At 68.9% G+C, this 26470-nt stretch carries 22 protein-coding genes; 8 read left to right on the top strand and 14 right to left on the bottom strand.

What is annotated here, in order from left to right; genetic code table 11:
* Positions 1-231 precede the first annotated feature (231 nt).
* Genes WS75_RS09790 through WS75_RS09780 form a run of 3 tightly spaced genes read left to right on the top strand, consistent with a single transcriptional unit; the run spans position 232 to position 2841 of the window.
* The gene (locus WS75_RS09790; protein ID WP_059680295.1) at positions 232-1653 is read left to right on the top strand and encodes a cytochrome ubiquinol oxidase subunit I; all 1422 of its coding nucleotides are present in this window, start codon (positions 232-234) and stop codon (positions 1651-1653) included.
* 29 nt (positions 1654-1682) lie between these two features.
* On the top strand, positions 1683-2690 hold the full coding sequence (gene cydB, locus WS75_RS09785) for a cytochrome d ubiquinol oxidase subunit II (RefSeq protein ID WP_059680294.1): 1008 nt from the start codon (positions 1683-1685) through the stop codon (positions 2688-2690).
* Positions 2662-2841 (top strand): hypothetical protein, encoded by a 180-nt coding sequence (locus WS75_RS09780; RefSeq protein ID WP_059680293.1) that lies wholly within the window; start codon positions 2662-2664, stop codon positions 2839-2841. Before cydB ends, WS75_RS09780 begins: the two co-directional genes overlap by 29 nt.
* A gap of 103 nt (positions 2842-2944) precedes the next feature.
* On the opposite strand, the gene WS75_RS09775 is transcribed toward WS75_RS09780, so the two are convergent.
* The 6 genes from WS75_RS09775 to WS75_RS09750 all read right to left on the bottom strand — a co-directional run bounded on the left by WS75_RS09775 (position 2945) and on the right by WS75_RS09750 (position 7599).
* Positions 2945-3139, bottom strand: a complete 195-nt coding sequence (locus WS75_RS09775) for a YqaE/Pmp3 family membrane protein (protein ID WP_059680292.1) — start codon at positions 3137-3139, stop codon at positions 2945-2947.
* A 54-nt stretch (positions 3140-3193) separates the two neighbouring features.
* Positions 3194-3673, bottom strand: coding sequence for a TIGR00725 family protein (locus tag WS75_RS09770; RefSeq protein WP_156429749.1), 480 nt, complete (start codon positions 3671-3673; stop codon positions 3194-3196).
* A 70-nt stretch (positions 3674-3743) separates the two neighbouring features.
* Positions 3744-4559: an ABC transporter permease gene (locus WS75_RS09765; RefSeq protein WP_179948892.1), complete on the bottom strand. Its 816-nt coding sequence runs from the start codon at positions 4557-4559 to the stop codon at positions 3744-3746.
* A 25-nt stretch (positions 4560-4584) separates the two neighbouring features.
* Positions 4585-5673, bottom strand: coding sequence for an extracellular solute-binding protein (locus tag WS75_RS09760; protein WP_059680289.1), 1089 nt, complete (start codon positions 5671-5673; stop codon positions 4585-4587).
* Between the two features lie 35 nt (positions 5674-5708).
* Positions 5709-6740, bottom strand: a complete 1032-nt coding sequence (locus tag WS75_RS09755; RefSeq protein WP_059680288.1) for an ABC transporter ATP-binding protein — start codon at positions 6738-6740, stop codon at positions 5709-5711.
* A 7-nt stretch (positions 6741-6747) separates the two neighbouring features.
* A complete protein-coding gene (locus WS75_RS09750) occupies positions 6748-7599 on the bottom strand; it encodes an ABC transporter permease (protein ID WP_059680287.1) in 852 nt (283 codons plus the stop codon).
* Positions 7600-7761: 162 nt separating this feature from the next.
* Between WS75_RS09750 and WS75_RS09745 the strand changes: the two genes are divergently transcribed.
* Positions 7762-8658, top strand: a complete 897-nt coding sequence (locus WS75_RS09745; RefSeq protein ID WP_059680286.1) for a LysR substrate-binding domain-containing protein — start codon at positions 7762-7764, stop codon at positions 8656-8658.
* A 79-nt stretch (positions 8659-8737) separates the two neighbouring features.
* On the opposite strand, the gene WS75_RS09740 is transcribed toward WS75_RS09745, so the two are convergent.
* Entirely contained in the window at positions 8738-10414 is a 1677-nt protein-coding gene (locus WS75_RS09740; RefSeq protein ID WP_059680285.1) for an alkaline phosphatase family protein, read from the bottom strand.
* 289 nt (positions 10415-10703) lie between these two features.
* Between WS75_RS09740 and WS75_RS09735 the strand changes: the two genes are divergently transcribed.
* The gene (locus WS75_RS09735; RefSeq protein WP_059448952.1) at positions 10704-10925 is read left to right on the top strand and encodes a hypothetical protein; all 222 of its coding nucleotides are present in this window, start codon (positions 10704-10706) and stop codon (positions 10923-10925) included.
* A 69-nt stretch (positions 10926-10994) separates the two neighbouring features.
* On the opposite strand, the gene WS75_RS09730 is transcribed toward WS75_RS09735, so the two are convergent.
* Positions 10995-14771, bottom strand: a complete 3777-nt coding sequence (locus WS75_RS09730; RefSeq protein ID WP_059680284.1) for a DUF748 domain-containing protein — start codon at positions 14769-14771, stop codon at positions 10995-10997.
* A gap of 152 nt (positions 14772-14923) precedes the next feature.
* Positions 14924-16363, bottom strand: a complete 1440-nt coding sequence (locus WS75_RS09725; protein ID WP_059680283.1) for a DUF1254 domain-containing protein — start codon at positions 16361-16363, stop codon at positions 14924-14926.
* Between the two features lie 380 nt (positions 16364-16743).
* Between WS75_RS09725 and WS75_RS09720 the strand changes: the two genes are divergently transcribed.
* Positions 16744-19557, top strand: coding sequence for a heavy metal translocating P-type ATPase (locus WS75_RS09720; protein ID WP_082729548.1), 2814 nt, complete (start codon positions 16744-16746; stop codon positions 19555-19557).
* Between the two features lie 168 nt (positions 19558-19725).
* On the opposite strand, the gene WS75_RS09715 is transcribed toward WS75_RS09720, so the two are convergent.
* The 4 genes from WS75_RS09715 to WS75_RS09705 all read right to left on the bottom strand — a co-directional run bounded on the left by WS75_RS09715 (position 19726) and on the right by WS75_RS09705 (position 22917).
* The gene (locus WS75_RS09715; RefSeq protein ID WP_059680282.1) at positions 19726-20205 is read right to left on the bottom strand and encodes a GNAT family N-acetyltransferase; all 480 of its coding nucleotides are present in this window, start codon (positions 20203-20205) and stop codon (positions 19726-19728) included.
* Positions 20206-20355: 150 nt separating this feature from the next.
* A complete protein-coding gene (locus WS75_RS34065; RefSeq protein ID WP_179948891.1) occupies positions 20356-20511 on the bottom strand; it encodes a hypothetical protein in 156 nt (51 codons plus the stop codon).
* 175 nt (positions 20512-20686) lie between these two features.
* On the bottom strand, positions 20687-22114 hold the full coding sequence (locus WS75_RS09710) for a hypothetical protein (RefSeq protein ID WP_059680281.1): 1428 nt from the start codon (positions 22112-22114) through the stop codon (positions 20687-20689).
* A gap of 104 nt (positions 22115-22218) precedes the next feature.
* A complete protein-coding gene (locus WS75_RS09705; protein ID WP_059680280.1) occupies positions 22219-22917 on the bottom strand; it encodes an MgtC/SapB family protein in 699 nt (232 codons plus the stop codon).
* Between the two features lie 105 nt (positions 22918-23022).
* Here WS75_RS09705 and WS75_RS09700 point away from each other — a divergent pair, with 105 nt between their 5' ends.
* Entirely contained in the window at positions 23023-24132 is a 1110-nt protein-coding gene (locus tag WS75_RS09700) for an AGE family epimerase/isomerase (protein WP_059680279.1), read from the top strand.
* Here the strand turns inward: WS75_RS09700 and WS75_RS09695 are convergent.
* A complete protein-coding gene (locus WS75_RS09695) occupies positions 24105-25733 on the bottom strand; it encodes a methyl-accepting chemotaxis protein (RefSeq protein WP_059680278.1) in 1629 nt (542 codons plus the stop codon). The two genes, WS75_RS09700 and WS75_RS09695, sit on opposite strands and share 28 nt — an antisense overlap.
* 271 nt (positions 25734-26004) lie before the next feature.
* Here WS75_RS09695 and WS75_RS09690 point away from each other — a divergent pair, with 271 nt between their 5' ends.
* Entirely contained in the window at positions 26005-26448 is a 444-nt protein-coding gene (locus WS75_RS09690) for a PaaI family thioesterase (protein ID WP_059680277.1), read from the top strand.
* Positions 26449-26470: the final 22 nt, after the last annotated feature.

The following is a 26470-nucleotide window of genomic DNA, read 5'->3' as shown; positions in this document are numbered from 1 at the left end:
TGACGCACGTGCGACAGACCGCCACGTCACGATCGCGCACGTGACGATCGGCGTTGTTGATACGAATCAATGATTTATCCCGAAAACGCAGGCGACGGTCTGGACATCTGCGACGAGTTGGCGCATTTCGCGGCGCAATATCGCGGCACATACTCCAGCCAACCCCGATGCCCCGTCGGCCGGGGTCCGCCGGCACCCGCCGGCGGGTATCGTCAGCCTCGGTCAACTGGTATGGACACCGCTTTTTCGGCCCTCGATCTGGCCCGCCTGCAATTCGCGTTCACCGTCTCCTTTCACATCGTCTTCCCGGCGCTGAGCATCGGCCTCGCCAGCTTCATCGCCGTGCTCGAATATCGCTGGCTGAAGACCGGCAAGCAGTACTACAAAACCCTCTGCCTGTTCTGGTCGAAGATCTTCGCGGTCGCGTTCGGGATGGGCGTCGTCTCCGGCGTGGTGATGAGCTATCAGTTCGGCACGAACTGGTCGGGCTTCTCGAGCTTCGCCGGCGCCGTCACCGGCCCGCTGCTGATGTACGAGGTGATGACCGCGTTCTTCCTCGAAGCCGGTTTCCTCGGCATCATGCTGTTCGGCTGGAATCGCGTAAGCCCGCGCGCGCACTTCGGCGCGACGCTGATGGTCGCGATCGGCACGCTGATCTCGACGTTCTGGATCCTCGCGTCGAACAGCTGGATGCAGACGCCGCAGGGCTTCGAGATCGTCGACGGCCGCATCGTGCCGACCGACTGGTTCGCGATCATCTTCAACCCGTCGTTCCGGTACCGCCTGTTCCACATGGCGATCGCCGCGTTCATCGTCGCCGCGCTCGTCGTGGCCGCGACGGGCGCATGGCACCTGCTGAAGGGGCGCCGCGACAAGGGCGTGAAGAAGATGTTCTCGATGGCGCTGTGGCTGCTGCTGGTGCTCGCGCCGCTGCAGGCCGTGATCGGCGACCAGCACGGCATCAACACGCTGAAGCACCAGCCCGCGAAGATCGCCGCGATCGAAGGGCTGTGGGAAACCGAAAAGGGCGGCACCGCGCTGAACCTGTTCGGCATTCCGGACATGCAGGCGGAGACCACCCGCTACGCGGTGAAGGTGCCGCACCTCGGCAGCCTGATCCTCACGCACAGCTGGGACGGCGAGATCCGCGGGCTCAAGGACTTCCCGCCCGAGGACCGCCCGAACTCGACGGTCGTGTTCTGGAGCTTCCGGATCATGGTCGGCCTCGGCTTCGCGATGATCGGCCTCGCCGCGCTCGCGTGGCTGCTGCGCCGCCGCGGCACGCTGTATGAATCGAAGTGGTTCCAGCGCTTCGCGCTCGTGATGGGGCCGACCGGCTTCGTGTCGCTGCTCGCGGGCTGGGTGACGACCGAAGCGGGCCGCCAGCCGTGGGTCGTGTATGGCGTGATGCGCACCGCGCAGGCCGTGTCGCCGCTGTCGGTGCAACAGGTCAGCCTGTCGATGATGACGTTCGTGATCGTGTACTTCCTCGTGTTCGGCACCGGCGTGTACTACATGCTGAAGCTGATGAAGGCCGGCCCCGCGCTGCCCGACGTCAAGCACGACCCGAAACACGACATGCCCGACACGCGCCCCGATCACACCGCGCGCCGCCCGATGTCGGCCGTCGACGAGCTGATCGAGACCGTCTGAGCCCATCCCATTCGAAAACGAGAAAACCTATGGACGTCACCGTAATCTGGGCCGCGATCATCGCATTGGGGCTCTTCATGTACGTCGTGCTCGACGGCTTCGACCTCGGCATCGGCATCGTCTTCCCGTTCTTCCCGGACGAGAAGGAACGCGACCTGATGATGAACACCGTCGCGCCCGTGTGGGACGGCAACGAGACGTGGCTCGTGCTCGGCGGCGCCGGGCTGTTCGCGGTGTTCCCGATCGTCTACTCGACGGTGCTGTCGGCGCTGTACCTGCCGCTGATCTTCATGCTGGTGTGCCTGATCTTCCGCGGCGTGTCGTTCGAGATCCGCGCGAAGGCGCGGCGCACCAAGCAGCTGTGGGATCTCGCGTTCATCGGCGGCTCGGCCGGCGCGACGCTGTTCCAGGGGATCGCGCTCGGCGCGTTCCTGCAGGGCATCGACGTGAAGGACGGCGTGTACGCCGGCGGCGCGTTCGACTGGCTCACGCCGTTCAGCCTGCTGACGGGCCTCGGCCTGATCGTCACGTATGCGCTGCTCGGCTGCTGCTGGCTCGTCGCGAAGACGGAAGGCGACCTGCAACGGCGCCTGCATCGCGTCGTGTGGCCGCTGACCGTCGTGCTGCTCGGCTTCATCGCGGTCGTCAGCCTGTGGACGCCGCTGCAGGATCCGGCCATCGCGCAGCGCTGGTTCGATTCGGGGCTGTTCTGGCGCCTGCTGCCGGTGCCGTTCCTGGTCGCCGGGTGCGCGGTGTGGATGCGTCGCGCGGTGCGCGACCGGCACGACATGACGCCGTTCGTGCTCGCGCTGGCCCTCGTGCTGCTCGGCTACGTCGGCCTGCTCGTCACGCTGTTCCCGTATGCGATTCCCCAGACGATGACGATCTGGGAAGCGGCGGCACCGCGTTCGAGCCAGACCTTCACGCTGGTCGGCGCAGCGGTTATCCTCCCGATCATCATCGCCTACACGACGATGGGTTACTGGGTATTCCGAGGCAAGGTGCGCCATGAAGACCAGCATTACTACCACCACTGATTCCGCCGCTCGCCAGCCCGACGCGCCGCGCCCGCGGATGCGCGGCTGGATGTGGTTCATCGTGCTGTGGGCGGGCGGCGTGCTCGGCGCCGTCACGCTCGGCTATGCGTTCAAGATCTTCATGAACCTGACGCTGTTCGCGGTGAAATAAGCGGCGCGGCCGCTTCGATCGAACGACGATCGGAGCGGCCGTTTTCATATCGCCGGCCGATTTTTCCGATTCGCCGGCCTCGCCGGCGCCGCGCGCCTCGCCCCTACCTCCGCCCGCGCAGCGCCGCCTCGATCTTCCGATCGGTCTTGTACTGGCTCAGCGCATACACCGACCAGATCGCGGCCGGCAGCCAGCCGATGATCGTGAGCTGCAGGATCAGGCAGATCACACCGGCGACCGGGCGGCCGATCGTGAAGAACTGGAACCACGGCAGCAAGAGGGCAAGCAGCAGACGCATCGGATTTCCTTTTTCGCATCATTGAGGAACGACGTACGCGGCCAATATGGCGCGTCATGCCCCCGATTTCAAGCCGACCTGCTCCGAACCGGACAGCCATCGCGCAACGCGCGCGACGAGCAGATCCGCTTCGTCGAAACGCTCGACGCCCGCCACCTGCGGCGCGTCGCAGATGCCGAACACCGGCTTGCCCCATTGCAGCCCCAGCGCGATTTCCGACAGCGTGCCGAGACCGCCACCGACCGCGATCAGGCACACTGACGCGCGCGCGATCAGCGCGTTGCGCGTAATGCCGAGCCCGGTCGGCAGCGCAACGGTCAGATACGGATTCGCGTCCCGCGCATCATCCTCGGGCAGCAGCCCGATCGCGCATCCACCCGCGGCCCGTGCGCCGCGCGCGGCGGCCTCCATCACGCCCTGCTTGCCGCCGCCGACGATCGCGATGCCCGTCGCCGCGATCCCGTGCGCGATGCGCTCGGCGACGGCGAGCTGCGTGTCCGTCGCGTCGCGCGGCCCGATCACGCCGACCGGCATCCGGTGCGGTTGCGCGCCGCGCTGTCGCTGCGCGAGTTGCGCCAGCGCGGCGCGCGTGTCGTTCGACCATTCAATGACGTCGTTGCCGTGCAAGTCCTTCCCCCAGTGCAAGAACGCAGGTGCAAAGCGCCGTCAGCACGATCGACAGCACGGCGGCCTGCGAGAAATCGGTCTGTCCGTCGGACAGCTTCAAATACATCAGCAGCGGCAGGATGTTGACCTGCGTGCCGGCCAGCGCGAGCGCCGTGCCGTACGTGCCGAGCGCGATCGCACCCACGAGGCACCACGCGGACGCGATCGACGGCCACAGCTCGCGCCACGCGACGTCGAACCACGCGCGCCACGGCCGTGCGCCGAGCGTCAGCGCCGCCTCGAGCGGCCGCCGGTCGAGATTCGCGAGCGCCGGGTAGAGCATCAGCGCGACGCGCGGGATCAGGTAATACGCATAGGCGAACGCGAGCCCCGGCATCGAGTAGATCGCGCCGCCGACCACGGTCGGGTCCGCGCCGAGCGACGCCAGCAGCATCGTCACGAAACCGGCGCGGCCGAACACGAGGATGAAGCCGTACGCGATCACGAGGCCGGAGAAGGCGAGCGGCACGCCGAGCAGCGCGAGCGACCAGCGGCGGCGCGCCGGCGATTGCCCGGCCAGCACGAACGCGACCGGCACGCCAACGGCGACGGACAGCGTGCCGGCGCCGATCGCGAGCGCCAGCGAACGCACGATCGCGTCGGCGACGAGCGGATCGCCGAACACCGCGGCGAAGGCGCGACCGCCGCCGTCGAACGCGGCGCCGACGAGCGCGGCGAGCGGCAGCACGAAGCACACCGCGAACAGCGCGGCCGCCGGCACCGCGCCGTAGCGGCGCAGGACGCCATGCCGCATGGACAAAACCCGCATCGCGCGCCCCTTACTTGCCGAGCGTGGCCTGCGACCAGAGCTGGTCGACTTCGGCCTTGTGCGTCGCGGCCTTCGCGACGTCGAGCGGACGCACCTGCGGCGCGTTCGGCAGCTTCGCCGCGACGTCGTGCGCGACCGGCGTGCCGGGCACCGCCGGGCGCACATAGCCCTGCGCGAACAGCGCCTGGCCGACATCGCTCATCACGAGGTTGAGCCACAACTGCGCGGCGGCCGGGTTCGGGCCGTTCTTCACGAGACTCATGGCATACGGCGCCGATACGCTGCCGTCCTGCGGGATCACGACTTCGGCCGCATCGCCCATGCCGTCGGTGTACTTGGCCTTGAGCCCGTCGTTCTCGTAGCCGATCAGGATCGGAATCTCGCCCTTGACGAATTTCGCGTACGGCGTCGTCCCCTCGACGCGCAGCACGTTGCCCGCCTGCTTCAGCTTGCCGAAGAACTCCGCGCCAGGCTTCGGGTTGTCGACGCTGCCGCCGTTCGCATAGGCGGCGGCGAACACGGCGACCTGCCCCTGCCCGGTCGAGCGCGGGTCGAGATAGACGACCGCATTGCGATATTCGGGCTTCAGCAGGTCGGACCAGCGCTGCGGCACGTTCTTCACGAGCTTCTTGTTGACGAGCAACGCGATGTTCAGCGAGTGCACCGCGAACCAGCGGCCGTCGGCCGCGCGGAACACCGTGGGCAGCTTGTCGAAATTGACCGGCTTGAACGGCGCGACGACGTCCTTGGCCGTCGCATCGAGCGCCGACGCCGCGAAGTAGTACGCCGTGTCGGCCTGCGGGCGGCGTCGCGACTTGTCGAGCGCGACGACCGTGGCCGCCGAGCCGATGTCGTTGTACGTGATCTCGACCTTCGGGTAACGCTTGCGGAATTCGGCGAACAGCGACTTCCAGTTCGCCCATTCCGGGCCCGTGTCGAACGACACGACGAGCCCTTCGTCGGCGGCCTTCTCGTACAGCGCATCCTCGCCGGGATACAGCGACGCGGCATGGGCGAGCGCCGGCGCGAAGGTCGCGAACGCGCAGAGCGCCAGCAGGCGGCGGCGCGTCGCATGAAGAAAGTGGCGGCGTGCAGACATCGTGATTCTCCGTTGTATGAATAGGTCGCCCGCGCTCACGCGGCGGGCAGCACGAGCAGGTGGCGCGGCTCGATCGACACGCAGCGCGCGGGCAGTTCGCGCCCTTCGCCGAGCAATGCGTCGGTCGCGCCGGCCGGCACGAAGTCGAAGCGCTGTGTCGCGCCGAAGTAGCGCACCTCGCCGACGCGGCCATCGATGCGGTTCGCGACGTATTCGGGCGGATCGGGCTGCAGGTGTTCCGGCCGGATCAGCACGTCGACCGTGTCGCCCGGCCGGTGCGCCCCCGTCTCCGCGCACAGCGTCGTGAACCGCACGTCGACCGCGCCATGTGCGAGCACACGGCCGCGCAGCAGCGTCGAATGGCCGACGAAACGCGCGACCTGTGCGGTCGCAGGACGCTCGTACAGGTCGCGCGGGGTGCCGGCCTGCAGCATGCGTCCGCCGTCGACGATCGCCACGCGATCGGCCATGCTGAGCGCTTCGTCCTGGTCGTGCGTGACGAGCAGCGTCGTCGCGCCGCAGGCGCGCTGCAGCGCGCGGATCTCGTCGCGCAACTGGTGGCGAATGCCGGCGTCGAGCGCCGCGAGCGGCTCGTCGAGCAGCAGCAGCTTCGGTTCGATCACGAGCGCGCGGGCCAGCGCGACGCGCTGCTGCTGCCCTCCGGACAGCAGCGCCGTGCTGCGATCGGCCTGCGCGGCGAGGCCGACGCGTTCGAGCATCTCGAGCGCGCGGCGGCGGCGCGGCGCCGCGGCGATGCCGCGCATCTTCAGGCCATAGGCGACGTTGTCGACGACCGACAGATTCGGAAACAGCGCGTAGTGCTGAAACACCATTCCGACCTCGCGCTGCCACACCGGCACGCCGGCCATGTCGCGGCCGCCGATCGCGATGCGACCGCGGTAGCCGTCGAGCAGGCCGGCGGCGAGGCGCAGCAACGTCGATTTGCCGGAGCCGCTGCGGCCCATCACGGCGAGCAGTTCGCCCTGGGCCGCGGACAGCGTGACCGCGTCGACGCCGTGACGGGCGCCCGGATACTGGAAGCTGACGTTTTCGAAATCGAGACTCATGACGGTTTCACTTCAGGCGTTGCACGGTGAAGACGGAGGCGAGTGTCGCGAGCACGGCGAGGACGAGCAGCACGACGGTCGCCGCGCAGGCCATCCCGGACGCGCCGTAGAACGCCTGCAGCAGCACGATCGGATAGTTGCGGTAACGGAAGCCCGCGATGAGGTTCGAGATCTGGAATTCGCCGATCGACAGCGCGGCGACCATCACGAGGCCGGAGAACAGGCTGTGCCGCAGGTTCGGCAGCACGATCGTGAAGAACTGGCGCAGCGGCGTCGCGCCGAGCGTCGCCGCGCATGCCTCGAGGTGCGCGAGGCCCAGGTGGCGCAGGTCGCTCAGCAGCGTCTGCAGCAGGTACGGCAGCGTCAGCACGGCGTGCGCGGCGATCATCAGCGCCAGCGTGCCAAGCCACGGCAGCGCATCGCCGCTGAAGATCGCGATGTAGCCGAACCCGAGCGTCAGCGCCGGCACCGCGATCGGCATCAGCATCACGATGCGCGCCGCGAAGCCGCGGCCGGCCAGTGCGCGGTGATGCAGCGCATAGGCGAGCGGCAACGCCAGCACGGCATTGATCGCGCAGCAGGCGAGCGCGACCACGAGGCTCGTGCCGAATGCGCGGGTAAAGCTGCGATTCGCGGCCAGATCGACGAACCAGTGCGACGTGATGCCGGTCGGCAGCAGCGTGTTCGTCCACGACTGGCCGACCGAGCCGATCAGCAGCAGCACGATCGGCAGCGCGAGATACAGCCCGAACACCGCGACGAACGCCCGCAGCAGCAGGCGTCCCGCCATCGCGCGCGGCCGTTTGTTACGACGAATCGGAATAGCTTCGGCAAGGGCCGGAGCGGATGGCGGATGCATGGCGAATCTCGCTGACGGACACGGAACGGGTCACGCAACGCCCGCCGGGCCGGGCCGGAACGCGTTGTGATGACGGACGCAGTGTGCGGATCCGACATGGCATCGTCATGAAAAAAACGTACAACGCCCGCATCGATCTGTGCGCGCAAGGAATAGTTCGCCGTGAAGCACCTGTTTCCCAACGTCGCGGAGCTGCACGCGTTCGCGAGTTCCGTGAAGTACCTGAACTTCTCGTATGCGGCGCGCGAGCTCGGCCTGACGCCGAGCGCGGTCAGCCGGCAGATCGCGAATCTCGAGACGCTGTTCGGCGTGAAGCTGTTCGTGCGCGAGGGGCGCAATCTCGCGCTCACGCGGGCCGGGCAGCTTTATCACGCGCGCGTGATCGGCCCGCTGCGCGAGATCGGCAACGCATCGATCGAATTGCTGAGCGCGCGCGAGGACAGCGACCTGCTGACGATCGCAAGCGTGCCGACCTTCACGACGAAGTGGCTGGTGCCGCGCCTCGCGCGCTTTCTCGCCGGCGCGCCGGAGGTCACGCTGAGTTTTCGCCGCCATCTCGCACACGGCGACGTGTTTCCGTTCGGACTCGACGCTGCAATACGCTATGGCGACGGCGCATGGGAAGGCGTCCGATGCGATTACCTGGACGGCCGCACATTCGTGCCGGTCTGTTCCGGCGAATTCGCGGCGCGACATGCGCTGCGCACGCCCGCCGACACGGCCGCCGCGCCGCGGCTCGTGCACGAGCAGGCGGAGATCGCGTGGTCCCTCTGGGCGGAGCGTCACCGCGTCGCCGGGATGAACGCGCTCGCGGGGCCGCGCTTCGAACAGTATTCGGTGCTGATCCAGGCCGCGCAAGCCGGGCTCGGGCTCGCGCTCGTGCCGCGCTTCCTGATCGTCGACACGCTCGCGAGCGGCGCGCTCGTCGAACCGTTCGACGCGCCCGTCGACGTCGACGCGCAGGGGCACTACCTGTGCTGCGCGCCGGAGCGCCTGGAGACGAGCGCCGCGTTGCGGCGCTTCAGGGAATGGATGCTCGACGAATGCGCGGCCCGATGAGCGTGCCCGACAAGGCCGGGCACGCCTGGGCGGCACGGCGGCGCCCGTAGCACGTCGCCGTACCGCCCCTCACGTTGCGTCAGTGGTCGATGCCGAGCGCCGGCAGCACGTGCGTGTTCTCGGCCACGACCGCGTGCAGCAGCTTCGGATCGGCGCCGAGCAGCCCGAGGATCGTCGGCGCGACCTGCTTCGTGCCGACGAGATCGTTCACGATGCGCGCGCGGTGAAGACCCGGATACGACACGAGCAGGCCGAGGTGGCTGTCGTCCGGCGCATTGCCGCCGTGCTCCTCGTCCTTCTTCGTGCTCGACGTGTAGATCACGCCCGGATTCGGCTGCACGATGATGTCCGGCGTGCGGCCGTTGGCCGGATCGCCGAATCGTTCGGCCAGCGCCGCGCCGTACAGGATGTACGCCTGCGAGCCGTCCGCGCAGATCCCGGGCGCGTTGCAGCCGAGGTTCGCCTTCAGCGTCTGGACCACGGCCGTGCGCTGGCCGCGGTCGCGCAGCCAGATCAGGCCGACGTCGTCGGTCTGCACGAAGCCCGTGCCGACCAGGCCCGAGCCGTCGTTCAGGTTGCCCGTCGTCGTGTTGTTCTGGCCGAAGTTGCCGTTCGGGTCGAGATAGTTGTTCGCTTCGAGCAGCTTCGTCAGCGTGTCGCCATTCTTCACGAGCTTGGTGTGATCGGTCGGCGACTGGCCGTGCTTCGCCGTGACGATCACCGCCGTCGACGTGTACAGGTTGCGCTGCTTCAACTCGTCGACGATGCGGCCGATCGAGTTGTCGACGTACGTGATCGCGTTCGCGACCTGGCCGTTCGGCGTGAAGTTCGCGTCGAGATAGCCGCCGCCGTTCGCGACCGGCGCCTTCTGCGCGACGCTGAGCGTCTGGAAGTCGGCGCCGAACAGCGTCGGCACCGGCGCGTTCTTCGTGCCGGTCGAGTCGCGGCCGTCGATCTGGTTGACCAGCGCCTGCACGTGCAGGTTGTCGAAGCGCGCGGTATGCGAATAGACGTCCGTGTAGTTGGTGTTCGTCGCCGGGTCGATCGAGTTGATCTCGGTGCGCATCAGATCGTCGACGCCGGTGCCCGACGGGCCGTTCAGCCAGTCGTAGCCCCACGCGTGCTTGTCGGCCCACGCGGTGTACGCGTTCGGCACGCCGGCCTTGACGGCCTCGAACACCGTGTTGGTCTTCACGTAGTTGTGCGGATAGACCGGCACGCACTGGCCATTGACCTTCGCATGCGGGATCGCCTGCGGGTTGAACGCGCCGCCGCCGTCAAGGTGCACGAGCGCGCCGCCATTGATGGCATCGATGCCGGTCGTCTCGTCGAACACGACGTTCCAGCCCTGCTTGCCCGAGCAGGTCGTGTCGCTCGGCGCATACAGATTGCGGTCGTACGACACGTCGTAGAACAGGCCGGCGGTCTTCGGCGAGCCGCCCGTCACGAGCGCCGCGAGGCCCGGGAACGAATCCGACAGGCCCGGTGTATAGGCGTTCGTGTACGTGACGCCGCTTTGCGCGAGCGCCGCGATGTTCGGACACGTGTTCGCGCCGATGCAGCGCGCGAGGTCCTGCTCGTGCAGGCCGTCGACGCTGATCAGCAGCACGTGCTTCACGACGCGCCGGCCGCGGTCGGCGTCTTTGCCGTGACCGTTGCCGTCGTCCTGCGCCGCGTAGACACCCGCGCTTGCGAGCGCCAGCGCGCCCGCCACCATCGCCGCCACCTTCCGCTGCTTACCAAGGAAAGACATCATCACCCCACCTCATCGATTGACGTTGAACTGCGTGACCTGCCAACAGGCGAGCAAAATATGGCCGGATCGTGCGGCGGTCCGATGAAGCGAGGCTTTCTGTTTTCTGTCAAACGTAACCAATCGCAAGTGACACGACGCCGTCGCAAAGCAAGGCGAGCGGGCGCACGCCGCGACGTTCGCACCGGGCCGGTGCATCGTGCGCGCCATCGCCCGCCGCGGCATTTTTTTCGCACTTGGCGTATGACTATTGGCGTGTGATAAAGGGTTTTCCCTGACCCGGAGCACGAGTATGTCGACCCTGGAAGCTCTCCGGTTCGTGCTGGACGATGCACGTACCCCCGAAATCATTCGCCACCACGTCGTCGATGCGCTGCAGTACGCGCTGCGCAACTACGGACAGGTGTTCACCGCGAAGGAGGTCGAGTGGCTGACGCAGTGGGACGATGCCCGCCTGCCGCTGGCCGCGAGGAAGGAGCTGGACAAGCGCGAACCGGCGATCGCCGAGCGCTGAGAGGAAGGCGCGCCGCCGCGCCCGATTGCCGGTCGGGCGCGGCGGCGGCGGATGATGGCGTGACGCGGCTTACTGCAGGCCGAAGTCGACGCGGGTCGTCGCGCCCTTGTCCTCGATGCCCTTCGCATCGAGCTTCGGCGCCACGACGAACATGCGGCTCGAATCGATCTTGCCGTCGAGGTACTGGCGCACGGCCTGCGCGCGCTGCTGCGCGAGCGCGCGCAGCGCGTTGTCGTCGGCCGGCGCGTGATCGGCGAGCGCCTTCTTCATGTCCGCATCGGGCAGCGTCTTCTGCAGGCCGATCAGGTTGCGCGGCTTCTTGAAGTCGGCGGCCTTGTATGCACGCGTCAGGTACTTGGTGTACTCGGCCGGTTCGACCTTCACCGACATCGGATCGATGCTTTCGCCCTGGCCGACCACGTCCTTCAGCTTCTGCTGACGCACCAGCCGCTCGACGTACGCGTCGCGCAGCCCCGGCGTGTCCTTCGCCGGATCGACGCGGCCGATCAGGTCCAGCCGGATCGACGGCTTCTCGGTCAGCATCTTCACGACGGTGTCGAGCTTCTTCTGCTGCGCGTCGGTCAGCGCGTACGAGCCCGGCTCGAACTCGACGTACCCGAGATCCTCGCCGCTGCCGCCGAACGCGTTCGCGAGCAGCGTGAACGGCGACGTGACGGCCTTCGCGATCAGGTTCAGCACCGCGCGCCAGATCAGCCCGCCGACGCTGAACTCCGGATTCGACAGCGAGCCCGACACCGGCAGGTTCACGTCGATCTCGCCGCGCGTGTTCTTCAGGAGCGAGATCGCGAGCTTCACGGGTAGCTTCGTCGCCGTGTCGTTCTCGACGTGATCGCCGAACGTGAGCTGGTCGATGAAGATGTGGTTGTTCGCCTTCAACTGGTCGTTCGCGAGCTCGTAATGCAGGTCGACGTTGAGCTTGCCCTTCGTGATCGGGTAGCCGGCGTACTTCGCCGAGTACGGCGTCAGGTTGGTCAGCTCGATGTCATGCGCGGTCGCCGTGAGGTCCAGCGCCGGCTTGTCGATCAGCGGGTTCACCGAGCCCTTGATCGAGATCGGCCCGTTGCCCGCGAGATTCGCGGCGACGTCGACCGGCGCGGACGTCGTCGAGTCCGTGCCGAACGCGCCGACCGTCCCCTTGATCGCGACCAGGTTCGCCGTGTAGTTCGGCTTGATGAAGTTGTCGGTGTAGGTCACGCGGCCGTTCTGCAGCACGAGCTGGCCGAAATGCATGCGCACCGGATTCTGCGGCGGCGGCGCGGCCTTCACGACGACCGTCGCCGATGCGGCGGCCGGCGCGGATGCCTGCTGCACGGCCGCGGCCGGCGGCGTCATGCCCGGCGACAGCGGCACGGGTTCGTTCTTGCTCGCATCGCGCGTGAGCGACTGCGCGGGGCCCGTCTCCTTCGCGACGACGTCCTTCAGGTTCAGCCGCCCCTGCGCATCGAGCAGCACGCGGCCGTAGAAGTTCGAGAAGGTCACGCGCGCGGCGTCGACGTCGGTGCCCTTCTCGTCGTAGTTCACCTTCAGGTTCGACAGCGCGAGCGAGCGCCAGCCCGCGAACGGGTCGGACGTCGCCTTGTCGAGCATCCGCACGTCGACCAGCGCAACATCGCCGCGATAGGTCGCGCGCGGCACGTCCTTCACCTGCGCGAACGTCAGGTTGCCCTGCGCGTTGAGCAGCGCGCTCGCGATGGTCGCGTTCAGCGCGCTGCCGAAGTACGGCTCGAACGCAGCCGCGTCGAGGCGGTTGCCGTTGATCTTCAGGCCGAGCTTCAGCGGCTGCGCGGTCACGTCGCCCGACACGTTCACCGAGCCCTTGCGGTTCAGCGTCGCCTTCAGCTGAACCGGCAGCGGCTTCGTCACGTCGTCGCTGATCTTCTGCACCGACAGGTCGAGCGGCTTGATCGCGAGCTTCACCGGGCGCGGCGTCGACAGGTCAGTGAAGTTCGCGGACGACTCCTTCACGTTCAGCGCGTCGATCCGGTAATGCCACGACGGCGCGGCCGCCTCGGCCTTGCGCGCGACCGTGCGCTTGGGCACCGCCTTCTGCGCGGGTTCGGCCAGCGCAGCCAGGTCGATCTTGCCGTCCTTCAGGCGCTTCACGTCGAGCGCGAGCCCGGTCGCATCGACGCTCGCGATTTCCGCCGTGCGCGCGGCGACGTCGACCTTCGCGATCTTCGCGCTCGCGTCGGGCAGCACGATCGCGGGCGCCTTCGCGTCCGGCGTCGCGAGCTTGAGCGACTTCAGGCTCACCGTGCTGTCGGCGACCTGCGCGTCGAGCGGCGTCTTGCCCCAGTCGGCCTTCGCGTTGACGCTCGCGCCGAGCGTGCCGTCGAGCACGCGCGCACGGGTCGCCTCGCCGAGATACGGCTGCAGCGCCGGCAACGCGAGCGCGTCGACCGTCAGCTTCGTGTCGGCCTGTTTCGCCGCCAGGCTGAACGCGCCTTCGGCCTTCACGTCGCCGCCGCGCGACAGCGACGTCGACAGCGTGTATTTCGCGGGCGTCTTGCCCTGCAGCGTGAAGCCGTCGAGCGTCGCGGCGAGCTTCGTCAGCGACATCGCGGTCGGTGTCGCAGGCACGCGGTCGTCGACGTTGATCGTGCCGCCGTCGATCGCGAAATGACGGATCGTCAGGTCGAGCGGCGGCGCTTCCTTCGCGGCGGCTTCGACCTTCGCACCGCTCGCGGCGTTGGCGACGGCGGTCGATGCGGCGGCGCCCGATGCGGCCGGCTTGCCCGCGTCGGCCTTCGGCGCGGCGGCCGGCGGGCCGGCGAGCTTCTCGACGTTCAGCACGCCCTCTTTGTCGCGCGCCAGGTCGACGACCGGCTGGTCGAGCCGGATCTCGTCGAAATGCAGCACGTTGCGCAGCGGCTCGAGGCCGGCGGCCGCGACGTGCACGCCGCGCGCGGCGAACAGCGGCGCCGACGCGCGGTCGGTCACCTTCGCTTCGTTGAGATCGACGGTGCCCGACACGCGCAGCGACGGCGTGTCGCCGCTCATCACGAAGTTCAGCGTGAGGTCGCTGCTCAGCAGGCCGCTCGTGACGATCACCGGCAGCTTCGCCGGCGCGTACGAAATCAGCTTCGGCACGTCGAGCCGGTCGAACTGCAGCGCGACTTCCGACTCGCGCGACAGCGCAAACGGCTTCGTCTTGCCGTCGATCGCGATCGGGCTGCCGTCGAATCGTGCGCGCAGCTTCGGCTGCACGAAGATGTCGGTCTTCGACGGCAGCGTTGCGATGAACGGAATGCCGAGCGTCCAGTTGTCGACCACGTGCTGTTCGTTCAGCAGGCGGTCGTCGAAGTCGATCCGTCCGTCGTTGACCTGAATGTTCGACACCGAGAAATGGGTCGGCTTGCTGTCGGGTTTGGACGGCGTCGAGAACTTCTCGATCAGATCGGTGAAATTGAAGCGCTGCGCGTCGTATCGGACGACATGGAAGCGCGGCGAGTCGACGCGCACTTCGTTGACGATCGGCGCGCCGCGGAACAGCGACGACCACGACGGCCGCACGACGAGCTTGCCGATGTCGATGAAGTCGCCCTGGCCGCCGCGCTCGCCGACGTGCACGCCGTCGGCTTCGAGGTTCAGCGTGTAAGGGTTCAGCGCGATGCGCTGGATGGTGGACGGCCGGCCGAGCTGCTGGCTCAGTTGCTGTTCAGCGATGTGACGAATCAGCGGCGGTGCCGCGAAGAATCCGAGCAGTCCGAATAAAACGAGGAAGATCAGCACGCCGAGGCCGATGCGCCGGGTCCGGCGCGAGCGTGCCACGCCGCCGAGGGCATGAAGGGTCGAGGATTTGGTTTCTTTGTCTGCGCTTGACATGCTTGGATGCCTCGGGAATGGATGCCCGGCCGCGCCGGAAAACCGGCACGGCCGCGCACGCTATCCCGAAAGTATAGGCTCAGGTGGTGACGGAACGACGGTCGGGCGAGGCCGCCGCGCCCGCGCATCGGACAGTGGCGGCGCCCATCGGTTCATTTTCGGACGACGACGGGCGGCATCCACGAGCCGTCGCTCGCCTGCGGTTTCGGTGCGTAGAGTCGCAGCGCGAGCGCGAAATCGGCGCGCGGCGCCGGCAGCCAGTTGGCCGCATGCGTGCCGCCCGGCGACGCCGACACGACCACGTCGATCGAGCCGTCGCGGTTGCGGCGCAGGCGGTCGCGGTCGCCGAGCGAGCGGCGCGCCGAGCCGACGTCGGGCAGCGCGCCATTCGTCGCGTACGGCGTGAGCGTCCAGAACCCGCGCACCGGCGGCAGCGCGCCCGGCGCGAAATGCAGCACGTAGCGGTTTGCGCCGTTCAGCGAGTGGCCGTCGCTGTCGACGCGCACGAGCGCGAGCGTCTCGTCGTCGCGCGTCGCGGTGCCGAACTGCGTGTAGGCCGCGTACGCGCGCAGCGCGTAGTCCTGGCCGTACTTGCCGGCCGTGTCGCCGATCCAGCTCCAGCCGTTCGCGCTCAGCAGGTTCGACGGCGGCGTCGCGAGCCGCGCGCGCGCCTCGGCGACGCCGGCCGTCGCGGCGCTCAGGCGATCCCCCGTCCACAGCACCGGATAGCCGGCCCTCACGCCGATGTCGCCGAGCAATTCGCTCGCGTGCGCGTCGTCGGCCGGTGCCGGGTTGTCTTGCAGCGCCTGCGCGAAGCGCGTGAAGAACGCCTTCGGGTCGAGCGCGGCCACCTGCTCGGCCGGCGTGCCGCCGCTCACCGCTTCCAACGGCGCGCTGCCCGCATGGACCGCGACCGACGCGCCACGCGTGCTGCCCGTATAGACGGACAGCGGCACCACGCGGATCGCCCGCTGCAGTTTCTTCACATTCGTGAGGTCGCGCCCGCCGCTCGTCTGCAGCCGCACTTCGAGCCACGCGTTGGCCGACGGCACGTCGATACGCAATGCGCCCTTCGGCAGGGTGCCCTGCCAGTCCTTCGCGGCGAAGGCAATCGTTTGCGATCGCGCGGCGCCGCGAGCGCCACGCGCCGCCACGCTCGACGATGACCACAGCACGTTCGTCCACATGTCGAGCGCGCGGGCATCCCAGTAGCGGCCGCGGGTATCCGGCAGCGTCACGATCACCGGCTCGGCACCGACGTCGAGCCAGCCGGTCGAGTCGAGCGTGTCGACGCCCGGCAGCGGCGGGTTGAGCGCGCCGACGGGCGGCAGCGCCTGCGCGTGACGCAGCGTGTTGAGCGGCGCCTGGCCCGGCTGCGCGCTGTCGCCGCCCGTCGCGGCTTCCTTCGCGACGTCCATCAGCACGAGCGGATACGCATATATATAGGAGTCAGCCACTTCGGCGCGCATCCAGCCGGTTTTCCGCTGGATCGCGTCCGGTTGCGACGCGCATCCGGACAGCAGCGCCGCCAGGGCCAGCGACGCGCCTGCCGCGCGACGCAGAGAAATTGATTCTCGTAGGTTTTCAATCATTGAGTACTGGCCGAATATCGTTCTTGTCAGTCAACGCCTTGTTCGACTCACGATCGGCGAAAGCAAGGCACCCCAGCGTGCCCGGTCGCCGCTTCGCTGAGCGGGCGCTGATGTCAGGCCGGTATCATAGCGCCTAAGGGCATCCCCCAATATGCCGAATATCGGGCGCAGCGGTAGCCAGGCTGTCGTCAGCCACGACTTCCATCGATCCGGCCCTTGTCCGGAGCTGCCCGACACCTGCGCGGGGCAGCATGACGGGCGAGAATGGGTCGGCCGTCGGCACGATCCCGTATTGCATCGCCACCCCTTGACCTTCCCATCGTGGGAATGTTGATACTGGAGTCAGTCGCGGCACGAACCGCGCTTTTGGGGAATCCGACATGACTGAACCACTCGCCTCCGCCGACATGCAGACGATCGAACTGACCGTCGACGGCATGCATTGCGGCGGCTGCACGGGCCGCGTGCAGCGTGCGCTGGCCGCCGTGCCGGGCGTCGTCGATGCCGCGGTCGATCTCGACGCGCATGCGGCGACGGTGACCGCGCAGGACACGGTCGAGCCTGCGCAGCTCATCGCCGCGGTCGACGCCGCCGGCTATCGCGCGGCCGTGCGCGAAGCGGCGGTCGAAACCGTTGCGTCCGCGCACGTCGACCACGCGATGCACGCGCACGCCCGGCCCGCAACGGCGGCGACGGCACTGCCCGCGCCCGCCGCCAGCATCGAACTCGACATCGACGGCATGACCTGCGCGTCGTGCGTGTCGCGCGTCGAAAAGGCGCTGGCGAAGGTGCCCGGCGTCACGCGCGCGTCCGTCAACCTCGCCACCGAGCGCGCGACCATCGACGCGGCACCGGACGTTTCCGCGTCGCAACTGGCCGAAGCCGTGCGGCAAGCCGGTTACGGCGCGACATGGGTCGCCGCGCCGCCGCCGGCCGCTTCCCGCGATGTCGAATTCGACATCGGCGGCATGACGTGCGCATCCTGCGCCGGCCGCGTCGAAAAGGCGCTGGCCGCCGTGCCTGGCGTCACGCGCGCGTCGGTCAATCTCGCGACCGAACGCGCGACGGTGCATGGCACCGGCGCGCTCGACGCCACCACGCTGATCGCGGCGGTCACGACGGCCGGTTATCGGGCGTCGCTCGCCGTTGCGCCGGACCCGAGCGCCTCGACCGACGCCGACGCCCGCGCCGGCGAACCCACGCAAGCCCCCGACGCCCGCAAGCGCCGCGAAGCGATCCACGAACGCAATCTCGTGATCGGCTCGGCCGTGCTGAGCGTGCCGCTCGTCGTGCCGATGCTCGCCGCGCCGTTCGGCATCGACGCGATGCTGCCCGGCTGGCTGCAGCTCGTGCTCGCGTCGATCGTCCAGTTCGGCTTCGGCGCCCGCTTCTACCGCGCCGCCTGGCATGCGGTGAAGGCACGCACCGGCAACATGGACCTGCTCGTCGCGCTCGGCACGTCGGCCGCGTTCGGCCTGAGCCTGTGGATGCTGCTGCGCGACCCCGCGCACCCCGGCCATCTGTATTTCGAGGCATCGGCCGTCATCATCACGCTGGTGCGCTTCGGCAAATGGCTCGAGGCGCGCGCGAAACGCCAGACCACCGAGGCGATCCGCGCGCTGAACGCGCTGCGTCCCGACCGCGCGCGCGTCGTCGAGCACGGCGTCGAACGCGACGTGCCGCTGGCGCAGGTGCGCGTCGGCACGACCGTCAGCATCCGTCCGGGCGAGCGTGTGCCCGTCGACGGCCGGATCGTGTCGGGCCGCTCGCACGTCGACGAATCGCTGATCACCGGCGAAAGCCTGCCGGTGCCGAAGGACGACGGCGATCCGGTCACGGCCGGCTCGATCAACGGCGAAGGCGCGCTCGTCGTGGAAACCACCGCGATCGGCGCGGAGACGACGCTCGCGCGCATCATCCGCCTCGTCGAATCCGCGCAGGCGGAAAAGGCGCCGATCCAGCGGCTCGTCGATCGCGTCAGCGAAGTGTTCGTGCCGGCGATCCTCGGCATCGCCGTGCTGACGCTGGTCGGCTGGCTGATCGCCGGCGCCGGCATCGAAACAGCGATCCTCAACGCGGTCGCGGTGCTCGTCATCGCGTGCCCGTGCGCGCTCGGCCTCGCGACGCCCGCCGCGATCATGGCGGGCACCGGCGTCGCGGCGCGCCATGGCGTCCTGATCAAGGACGCCGAGGCGCTCGAACTCGCGCAGCGCACCACGGTGATCGCGTTCGACAAAACCGGCACGCTGACCGAAGGCAAACCGTCCGTGACGGCATTCGAGGCCGTCGACATCCCACGTGAGCAAGCGCTCGCTCTCGCGGCCGCGGTCCAGCGGCAAAGCGACCACCCGCTCGCTCGCGCCGTCGTGGCCGCGCAAGATGCGGACGTCGTGGCCCGCGGCGGCGGCGCTGGTTCGGCCGAGGTCGTCGCGACCGATGCGCGCGCGGTGGCCGGACGCGGCGTCGAGGCGCGCGTCGGCGGTCAGCTTCTCGCACTCGGCAGCAGCCGCTGGCGCGACGAACTCGGCATCGTCGTGCCGCCCGCACTCGACGCGCGTGCCGCGGAACTCGAGCGCGCGGGCAACACGATTTCGTGGCTGATGCGTGCCGACGCGCCGCGCGCGGTGCTCGCGCTGATCGCATTCGGCGACACCGTGAAGCCGGGCGCGCGCGACGCGGTCGCGGCACTGGCGGCGCGTGGCGTCGCGAGCGTACTCGTCACGGGCGACAACCGCGGCAGCGCGGCTGCCGTCGCGGCGGCACTCGGGATCGGCGAAGTGCATGCGCAGGTGCTGCCCGACGACAAGGCGCGCGTGGTGGCCGAACTGAAACGCACGCACGGCGGAATCGTCGCGATGGTCGGCGACGGGATCAACGACGCGCCCGCGCTCGCCGCGGCCGACGTCGGCATCGCGATGGCGACCGGCGCCGACGTCGCGATGCATACGGCCGGCGTCACGCTGATGCGCGGCGACCCGGCGCTCGTCGCCGATGCGATCGACATCTCGAAGCGGACGTATCGGAAGATCCAGCAGAACCTGTTCTGGGCGTTCGTCTACAACCTGATCGGGGTGCCGCTCGCGGCGCTCGGCTGGCTGAATCCGGTGATCGCGGGTGCGGCGATGGCGTTCTCCAGCGTCAGCGTCGTGACGAACGCGCTACTGCTGAGGAGATGGAAAGGCCGCGCACGCTGATGCGGGCCACGACGGGCGACGGGTCATCCGACGGAGGCCCGGCGCTTGTCGTATTGGAAATGGCGTGCCGACCGGCGGAGCGCAAATTGCATGCGCTGCGTCGGGACCGATCACCGGAAGAAGGCCGGGAAAACGGCAGCGCGCGTCACGGACGCGTGCGGACTGGCCTCAGCTCTGGACGACCGGCTTGATCAGCGTCGTCGTGATCGGCACGAAACCGCACGCCCGATACAGCGCACGGGCAGCCGTGTTGTGATTGAACACCGATAGCCCGATTTCGGTGACGCCATGACGGCGCGCCTCGGCCTCCAGCGCATCGAGCGCGCGCATGGCCCAGCCCTGGCGGCGCCGGGTCGGGACGATGTCGAGATCGTAGATGAACAGCGTACGGTTCGGCCCTTCGGGCACGATCGCGTACCAGAGGTCGCCGACCGTGTCGCCGCTCGCGGCGTCGATCAGCTGGACGAGCGTCTGGCCGGAGGTGAGCAGGCCGTCGGGCAGCAGCGTATCGAAGCAGGCCCGGGCGCGGTTCGCCGCGTCGTCGGCCGCGTTCTGTCCGGATGACACGAGATCGCGCGCGTAGCCGTCGATGGCGCGCGTGCGGTATGCGTGGAATTCGCCGGCCGTCATCGGCCGCATCTGCAGCATGGCCCGGGGTCGCGAGGGAGGTCGGACTTCCAGTGTAGCGGGACGGTCGCACCGGCGCGCGATGCGGCGGTGGAAAACGGGCAGGCAGTGGCGGCGAGCGCGGCGCTGAATCAGCGAATCAGCGAATCAGCGAATCAGCGAATCAGCGAATCAGCGACGGTACAGGACGATCGGCGCGAGGTTCGCACGACGCACGCGCTCGGCTTCGGCGTGACGCGCAGCGTACGAATATTCCGCGTCGAGCGGCAGGTGCGGGGAAACGAACAGGTCGTCGATCTTTTGCAGCAGGGCAAGAATGAAGCTCATGTGAGACTCCTGACAGATGGGTCTAGGGTTTTCCCTTAGATGAATGCCATTCTAAGGGTTTTCCCTGAACTCTGCCAGCTCGCCGCATCAGTTTGCCGCACCCGCGCCACCGCCGATCGACGGCCCGCCCCGACGCGCCTTGTCACGCCGGGGTTTGCAGGTAGGGTCGGACGATTTAATGCGCTCGACGCGCGCGCTTCGCGGCCGCCGCCTCGCGGTTCGCATTGCGCTGCAGCCGGTCGACCTGCGACAGCATCGCTTCGTGGTGTTCCGCGAGCGTCATCAGCGTTGCCTGCTGCGTCGACAGATCGGCAGCCAGCCGGTCGATACGCTGCTGCCGGGCGTCAACTTCCTGTTTCAGGTGCGCGATCTGCCGCGTTTGCAGCATCAGCGCGACGAGCCCCGCGAACACGACGACCGCCAGCGCCAGCAGCAGCCGGTTGACGCGACGCATCTCGCGATCGGCCGCCTGCTTCATGCCGGCCGTCTCGGCCTGCAGCGCGGCAAGCCGATCCGACAGCGGGCGCAGTTGCGTGTCGGGGTCGATAGACGACGCGCTCGACGTGGCAGGTTGCGCACGATCCGCCGACGGCTTCGTCACGAACGACGCCGCGGATGCAACCGGCTGCACGATTGGCGAGACCGGCGCTGCGGCTGCTCGCGCGGCGTCACGGGCACTCTCGGCAACTGCGGTAATCGTGGGCTGCGCCGGTTCGGCGGTCGCCGACGGCTCAGCGGATGGCGCAGCATGCTGCGCCGAGGTCACGTCCGACTGCGCGTCGACGGCCAGCGCTTCCGGCGCGCCGCGCGACGCTGCCGCTTCGCGTGCGCCTGCGGCCACCCGGCGCTTGCCACCGGAAGCCGCGCGACGCCCCTTCGTGGGCTCACCGGGCGTCCGCACTGCTTCGTCGCGGGGGGCCGGCACCGCGGCGCCTTCGGGCTCACCGTCCGCTTTCACGGGTCGGTCGCCGACGACCGCATCGACCGCACCTTCCGCCGCCCCGGCATTCGCCGTCGAACGATCGGCGTGCGTCCCGGCCGGGTCGCCGGCTTCCGACACACTGCCGGCCTTCACCGGGCTGCCGTCGGTTGCCGGCTCGCCGGCTGCAGTCGCGGCGCTACCATCGGACAGCCGCGCCTCGCCGAGCCGCGTTGCATCGGCATCGGTAGCGGACGCGCGCGCGACCTCGGCATCGGCCACATCGCCGGTTCCACGCGTCGATGCAGACCCCGTCGTTTTCGCAACGTCAGGCGCCGGCTCGACCGCCCCGCCGTCGGCGCCCGGCGTACCGAACCCATCCAGCATCGCCTGCCGGCCGGCGTCATCGCTGTCCGCGACGGCGGCCACCGTGTCGGCACCCGCCGCCTCGTCATCGCGCGAAACCAGCGGCCCGCGCGCAGCCGGCTCGAGCACCGGATCGCCGAACAGGTCGAGCGTGCGTTCGTCCCGCGGCGCATCGCCGCCCGTCGCGTTGCCGGACCGCGCGGTTGCCCTGGCGGCGGTGTCTGTCGCGGCCGCGACGGAACGCGGACGCGAACGGGCCGACGAGCGGTCGGAGCGGGAGCGGGAACGGGAGCGAGGCAGGGAAACGGATTCGGTCATGGAGTCGGATTACAGGCCCGCGAACGCGGAACCGGATGTCGAACGGAATCAGTGACCGGCCATTGTCGCATGACCGATCGCCGATCCGGCCGATCGGATGCCGTCTATTCGTCGCCCGACAACCCGCTGCCTTCCTCGAATCGCGTGACGCACGACAACCCGCGCAGCTTGTCGCAGATCGCTCGGTATTCGAGATCCGACACGCGCCCGAGCGCGATGCGCACCTCGTCGTGCTCGCCCGTGTCGTCGGCGCGCTGCACGATGAATTGCTTCACGCGCGCGCTGTCGGGGCCGAGGGCCGCGTGCAGCGAATCGAACGTGAGCGCGCCGCCCACCACCGTCAGCGCGAGCTGACGCCGCTGCCGCACCGTGAAGTAGCGCCGCTCGAGCGGCTTGATGCCGGCCAGGATGATCAGGATGATGATCGTCGCGGAAATCGCCGCGACGTACAGTCCGCCGCCCACCGCCAGGCCGATCGCGGCGACCGACCACAGGCTCGCGGCCGTCGTCAGCCCGCGCACGATCTCGCCGCGCAGCAGGATCGAGCCCGCGCCGAGGAAACCGATGCCCGACACCACCTGCGCGGCGATCCGCGACGGATCGAGCACGATGTGGTCGCTGCTGCCCAGCACATCGGCGAAACCGAACGCCGACACGATCATGATGAGCGTCGAGCCGACACAGACCAGCATGTGCGTGCGCAGGCCGGCCGCCCACGAAAGGCGCTCCCGCTCGAAGCCGATGACGCTGCCGAGCGCCGCCGCGAGAACCAGCCGCATCACGAGTTCCAGGTTGCCGAGCATCCGATTTCTCTCCTGTTTTGAGGATGGCCGCGCGGAATGGTTTATCCTTGGCCCCGGCCGCGCCGCTCCGCGCCGACTCAATTCGATCCAAGCGCTCAACCCGCCATGTCCGTTCCCGATTCCGCTTCCGCCCAGGCCGCCCGATTGCGCGACCATTTTGCGCACGTCATCCTGCCGATCTGGCAGGGTTCAGGGTTCGACCAGACGCTGCGGCTACCGTTCGAGGCCGTCGATCCGGCCACCCATGCACCGCTGCCCGTCACCCGTTATCGCGCAATGGCATGCGCGCGGCAACTGTTCGTGTTCGCGCAGGCCGGCCACACCGCGCACGCGGCCACGCTGTTCGACTCGCTGTGCAGCCGCTTCCGCGACCCGCGCCACGGCGGCTGGTTCTACAGCGTCGATGCGCAAGGCGCGCCGCTCGACACGACCAAGGACCTTTATACGCATGCGTTCGTCGTGTTCGCGTGCGCCGCATGGCATGCGGCGTCGGGCGACACCGCGGCGCGCACGGTCGCCGAGGACACCGCCGCGCTGATCCAGGACCGCTTCGCGCCGCAGCCGGGCGACGCGCTGCTCGACGCCGCGCGTCACGCCGATTTCTCGTCATCGGGCAGCGGCGCGCTGCAGAACCCGCTGATGCACCTGACCGAAGCTTGGCTTGCGGCCGCCGATGCGTTCGGCGACGCGGCGTTCGACGATGCGCTCGTGCGCACCGCGCAGGCCGTCGAGCGCACGTTCGTCGATACGGCGACCGGCTGCATCGCCGAACTGCCGCTCGGGGCGACCGACAACCGCTTCGAGCCCGGCCATCAATTCGAATGGTTCTATCTGGTCGATGCGGCCGGCGCGCGTCTCGCGCAGACCGGGCTCCCCGACGCACTCGCGCGCGCGTTCGCGTTCGCCGAGCAGCACGGGATCGATCCGCGCACGGGCGCCGTGTGTGCGGCAGTCGACGCGCAAGGCGCATGCATCGACGGCACGCAACGGATCTGGGCGCAGACCGAATACCTGCGCGCGCTCGCCATGCACGGCGGCACGCCGGCCTCCGCGCCGCTCGCGCAGCAGATCGAGCGCTTCGCCGCGCGCTTCCTGCATCCGCGCGGCTGGTTCGAGTGCAAGACGGCCGACGGGCAGGTGTCGCGCGCCGACATGCCGTCGACGACGCCCTACCACCTCGCGACAGCTTACGCGGCGCTGCCCGCCGTTTCGTAACCGGCGTCGGCAAACGACGACGACGCGCGCTCGTCGCGAACACCGCGAGCCGCGCGCGCGTCGCCCAGTTCGAACACCGACACCGCCTGCATCAGGTGCGCGGTCTGGTCGTTCAGCGACGCGGCCGCCGCCGCGACTTCCTCCACCAGCGCCGCGTTCTGCTGCGTCAACTGGTCCATCTGCGTGACCGCCTGATTGACCTGCTCGATGCCGACGCTCTGCTCGACCGACGCGGCCGTGATCTCCGACATGGTCTGCACGACCCGCGTGATCGACGCCGATACCGTTCGCATCGCGTCGCCGGCCCGTTCGACGAGTTCCGAGCCGCCGTCGATCTGCGTGACCGACTCCTCGATCAGCGCCTTGATCTCCTTCGCCGATTGCGCGCTGCGCTGCGCGAGCGAGCGCACTTCGCCCGCGACCACCGCGAAGCCGCGGCCCTGCTCGCCGGCCCGCGCGGCCTCGACCGCCGCGTTCAACGCGAGGATGTTGGTCTGGAATGCGATGCCGTCGATCACCGAGATGATCTCCGCGATGCGCCCGGAGCTTTGAGCGATGGCGCGCATCCGGTCGATCACGCTGTCGACCACGCCGCCGCCGTGACGTGTCGCGTCGAGCGCCGCGTCGGCCAGCGCGCTGGCCGCACGCGCGCTGTCGGTGTTCTGGCGGACGGTCGCGGTCAGTTCCTCCATGCTCGCGGCGGTTTGCTCGAGCGACGCGGCCTGGGTGCCCGTGCGCGCGGACAGGTCCGCGTTGCCGCCGGCGATCTCGCCCGCGCCGAGGTGGATCGCGTCGGATGCGTGACGCACGGTGCGCACGGTGTCAGCGATGCTCGCCTGCATCGCGGCGAGGCCGCGCAACATCCGGTCGATCTCGAACACGCCGCCTGCCCGCACGGCTTCGTCGAGCCGGCCCTGCGCGATGCGCTCGAAATGGCGGCCGGCTTCGTCCAGCGGCGCGACCACCGCGCGCCGCGCGGCAGCGTAAATCGCCGCGCTCGCCGCGAGCATCGCCACCAGCAGCACGATGCCGACCCACTTGAACCACTGAATCCCGCTATCGATCGTGCCGAGCGCGTCGCGGCTCGACGCGGCACCGTAGTCGGCGAAGCGGTGCAGCTCGGCGAGGTACGCGTCCTGGAAACCCTGTGTCGGCTGGTCGAGGAACGCCTGGATGTTGTCGGCGTCGAGGAACTGCACGAGTTCGCCCAGCGCGCCGCGCAGCGCGCGATAGCGCTCGGCGAGCGCCGCCACGCGCGCGCGGTTCGTCGCGTCGACGGCCTGCGCGGCCGTCAGTGCGGAGAACGCCTTGTCCGCTTCGGCGAGCGACGCGCTGGCATGGCGGATGATCTCGTCGGGCTTCGGGCCGCCGCGCACCATCCGCGTGCCCGCGCGCGACAGGTTCACGCGTGCGTCGAGCAGGTGCTCGGTCGCCTGGCTGGCCGCGTCGACCTGCGCGATCGCGACGTTCGACAGATCGTCGACGCCGCTGCGCGTCGATGCGAGCGCCCAGAAGCCGAGTGCCTCGATCGCGAACAGAAAGAGGCAAAACACGGTCAACACGCCGAGCAGACCCGACGCGAGCTTGATTTTTCCGAACATGGGGGAGATTCCTGGAAAGGCGACGATGGAGCAATGCCCCGGCATTAGCGGCATTTCTTCGTCGGACTTTAGGAATGCGGGTGAGAAGCGGCCGGCCGAGCGCCGCCATTGCCGCCGAATCGCCAGCAAACGAGAACAATGTGCGCATTCGGCGCAATAATCGCGTCGCATCGCGCTGGCCATTGTGCGAAATGCGGACGAATTTCCTTGCTTATCCGCAGCCCCCTTCCTAGAGTTCAGCGCAAGCGGACACGCATTGCGAGGGCAGTCGATGACGGACATCACGGACCACGCGCGCGGCGCATTGCGCGCGCAACCGTTCAGCATGCTGCTGGGCACGGAGCTGATGCATATCGGCGACAACGAAGTGTCGCTGTGTCTGCCCGTGCGGGAAGAACTGCGGCAGCAGCACGGCTTCGTGCACGGCGGCGTGATCGGCTACCTCGCCGACAACGCGCTGACGTTCGCAGGCGCGCTCGTGCTCGGCCCGCGCGTCATCACCGCCGAATACAAGATCAACTACCTGCGGCCCGCCGTGAACGGCACGCTGGTAGCCCGCGCGAAGCTCGTCTATGCGGGCCGGCATCAGGCGACCTGCCAGTGTCATGTGTTCGTCATCGACGGCGATCACGAGCGGCTCGTCGCGATCGCGCAAGGCACGATCAACCGCGTCGGCGACGGCAAGGTGCCGGATATGCCGGAGGAAACGGCCTGAGCGGCTGCCCGGCCCAAGGTCG

Source organism: Burkholderia sp. FL-7-2-10-S1-D7 (assembly GCF_001524185.1).
Lineage (GTDB): Bacteria > Pseudomonadota > Gammaproteobacteria > Burkholderiales > Burkholderiaceae > Burkholderia > Burkholderia diffusa.
This window is presented reverse-complemented; position numbering and strand designations above follow the sequence as displayed.

What these genes read in the sequence shown, in the direction of transcription:
- WS75_RS09790 (WP_059680295.1), top strand. Translation starts at nt 232, where the DNA reads ATGGACACCGCTTTTTCGGCCCTCGATCTGGCCCGCCTGCAATTCGCG.
- cydB (WP_059680294.1), top strand. Translation starts at nt 1,683, where the DNA reads ATGGACGTCACCGTAATCTGGGCCGCGATCATCGCATTGGGGCTCTTC.
- WS75_RS09780 (WP_059680293.1), top strand. Translation starts at nt 2,662, where the DNA reads ATGAAGACCAGCATTACTACCACCACTGATTCCGCCGCTCGCCAGCCC.
- WS75_RS09775 (WP_059680292.1), bottom strand. Translation starts at nt 3,139, where the DNA reads ATGCGTCTGCTGCTTGCCCTCTTGCTGCCGTGGTTCCAGTTCTTCACG.
- WS75_RS09770 (WP_156429749.1), bottom strand. Translation starts at nt 3,673, where the DNA reads ATGCCGGTCGGCGTGATCGGGCCGCGCGACGCGACGGACACGCAGCTC.
- WS75_RS09765 (WP_179948892.1), bottom strand. Translation starts at nt 4,559, where the DNA reads ATGCGGCATGGCGTCCTGCGCCGCTACGGCGCGGTGCCGGCGGCCGCG.
- WS75_RS09760 (WP_059680289.1), bottom strand. Translation starts at nt 5,673, where the DNA reads ATGTCTGCACGCCGCCACTTTCTTCATGCGACGCGCCGCCGCCTGCTG.
- WS75_RS09755 (WP_059680288.1), bottom strand. Translation starts at nt 6,740, where the DNA reads ATGAGTCTCGATTTCGAAAACGTCAGCTTCCAGTATCCGGGCGCCCGT.
- WS75_RS09750 (WP_059680287.1), bottom strand. Translation starts at nt 7,599, where the DNA reads ATGCATCCGCCATCCGCTCCGGCCCTTGCCGAAGCTATTCCGATTCGT.
- WS75_RS09740 (WP_059680285.1), bottom strand. Translation starts at nt 10,414, where the DNA reads ATGATGTCTTTCCTTGGTAAGCAGCGGAAGGTGGCGGCGATGGTGGCG.
- WS75_RS09735 (WP_059448952.1), top strand. Translation starts at nt 10,704, where the DNA reads ATGTCGACCCTGGAAGCTCTCCGGTTCGTGCTGGACGATGCACGTACC.
- WS75_RS09730 (WP_059680284.1), bottom strand. Translation starts at nt 14,771, where the DNA reads ATGTCAAGCGCAGACAAAGAAACCAAATCCTCGACCCTTCATGCCCTC.
- WS75_RS09725 (WP_059680283.1), bottom strand. Translation starts at nt 16,363, where the DNA reads ATGATTGAAAACCTACGAGAATCAATTTCTCTGCGTCGCGCGGCAGGC.
- WS75_RS09720 (WP_082729548.1), top strand. Translation starts at nt 16,744, where the DNA reads ATGACTGAACCACTCGCCTCCGCCGACATGCAGACGATCGAACTGACC.
- WS75_RS09715 (WP_059680282.1), bottom strand. Translation starts at nt 20,205, where the DNA reads ATGCTGCAGATGCGGCCGATGACGGCCGGCGAATTCCACGCATACCGC.
- WS75_RS34065 (WP_179948891.1), bottom strand. Translation starts at nt 20,511, where the DNA reads ATGAGCTTCATTCTTGCCCTGCTGCAAAAGATCGACGACCTGTTCGTT.
- WS75_RS09710 (WP_059680281.1), bottom strand. Translation starts at nt 22,114, where the DNA reads ATGACCGAATCCGTTTCCCTGCCTCGCTCCCGTTCCCGCTCCCGCTCC.
- WS75_RS09705 (WP_059680280.1), bottom strand. Translation starts at nt 22,917, where the DNA reads ATGCTCGGCAACCTGGAACTCGTGATGCGGCTGGTTCTCGCGGCGGCG.
- WS75_RS09700 (WP_059680279.1), top strand. Translation starts at nt 23,023, where the DNA reads ATGTCCGTTCCCGATTCCGCTTCCGCCCAGGCCGCCCGATTGCGCGAC.
- WS75_RS09695 (WP_059680278.1), bottom strand. Translation starts at nt 25,733, where the DNA reads ATGTTCGGAAAAATCAAGCTCGCGTCGGGTCTGCTCGGCGTGTTGACC.
- WS75_RS09690 (WP_059680277.1), top strand. Translation starts at nt 26,005, where the DNA reads ATGACGGACATCACGGACCACGCGCGCGGCGCATTGCGCGCGCAACCG.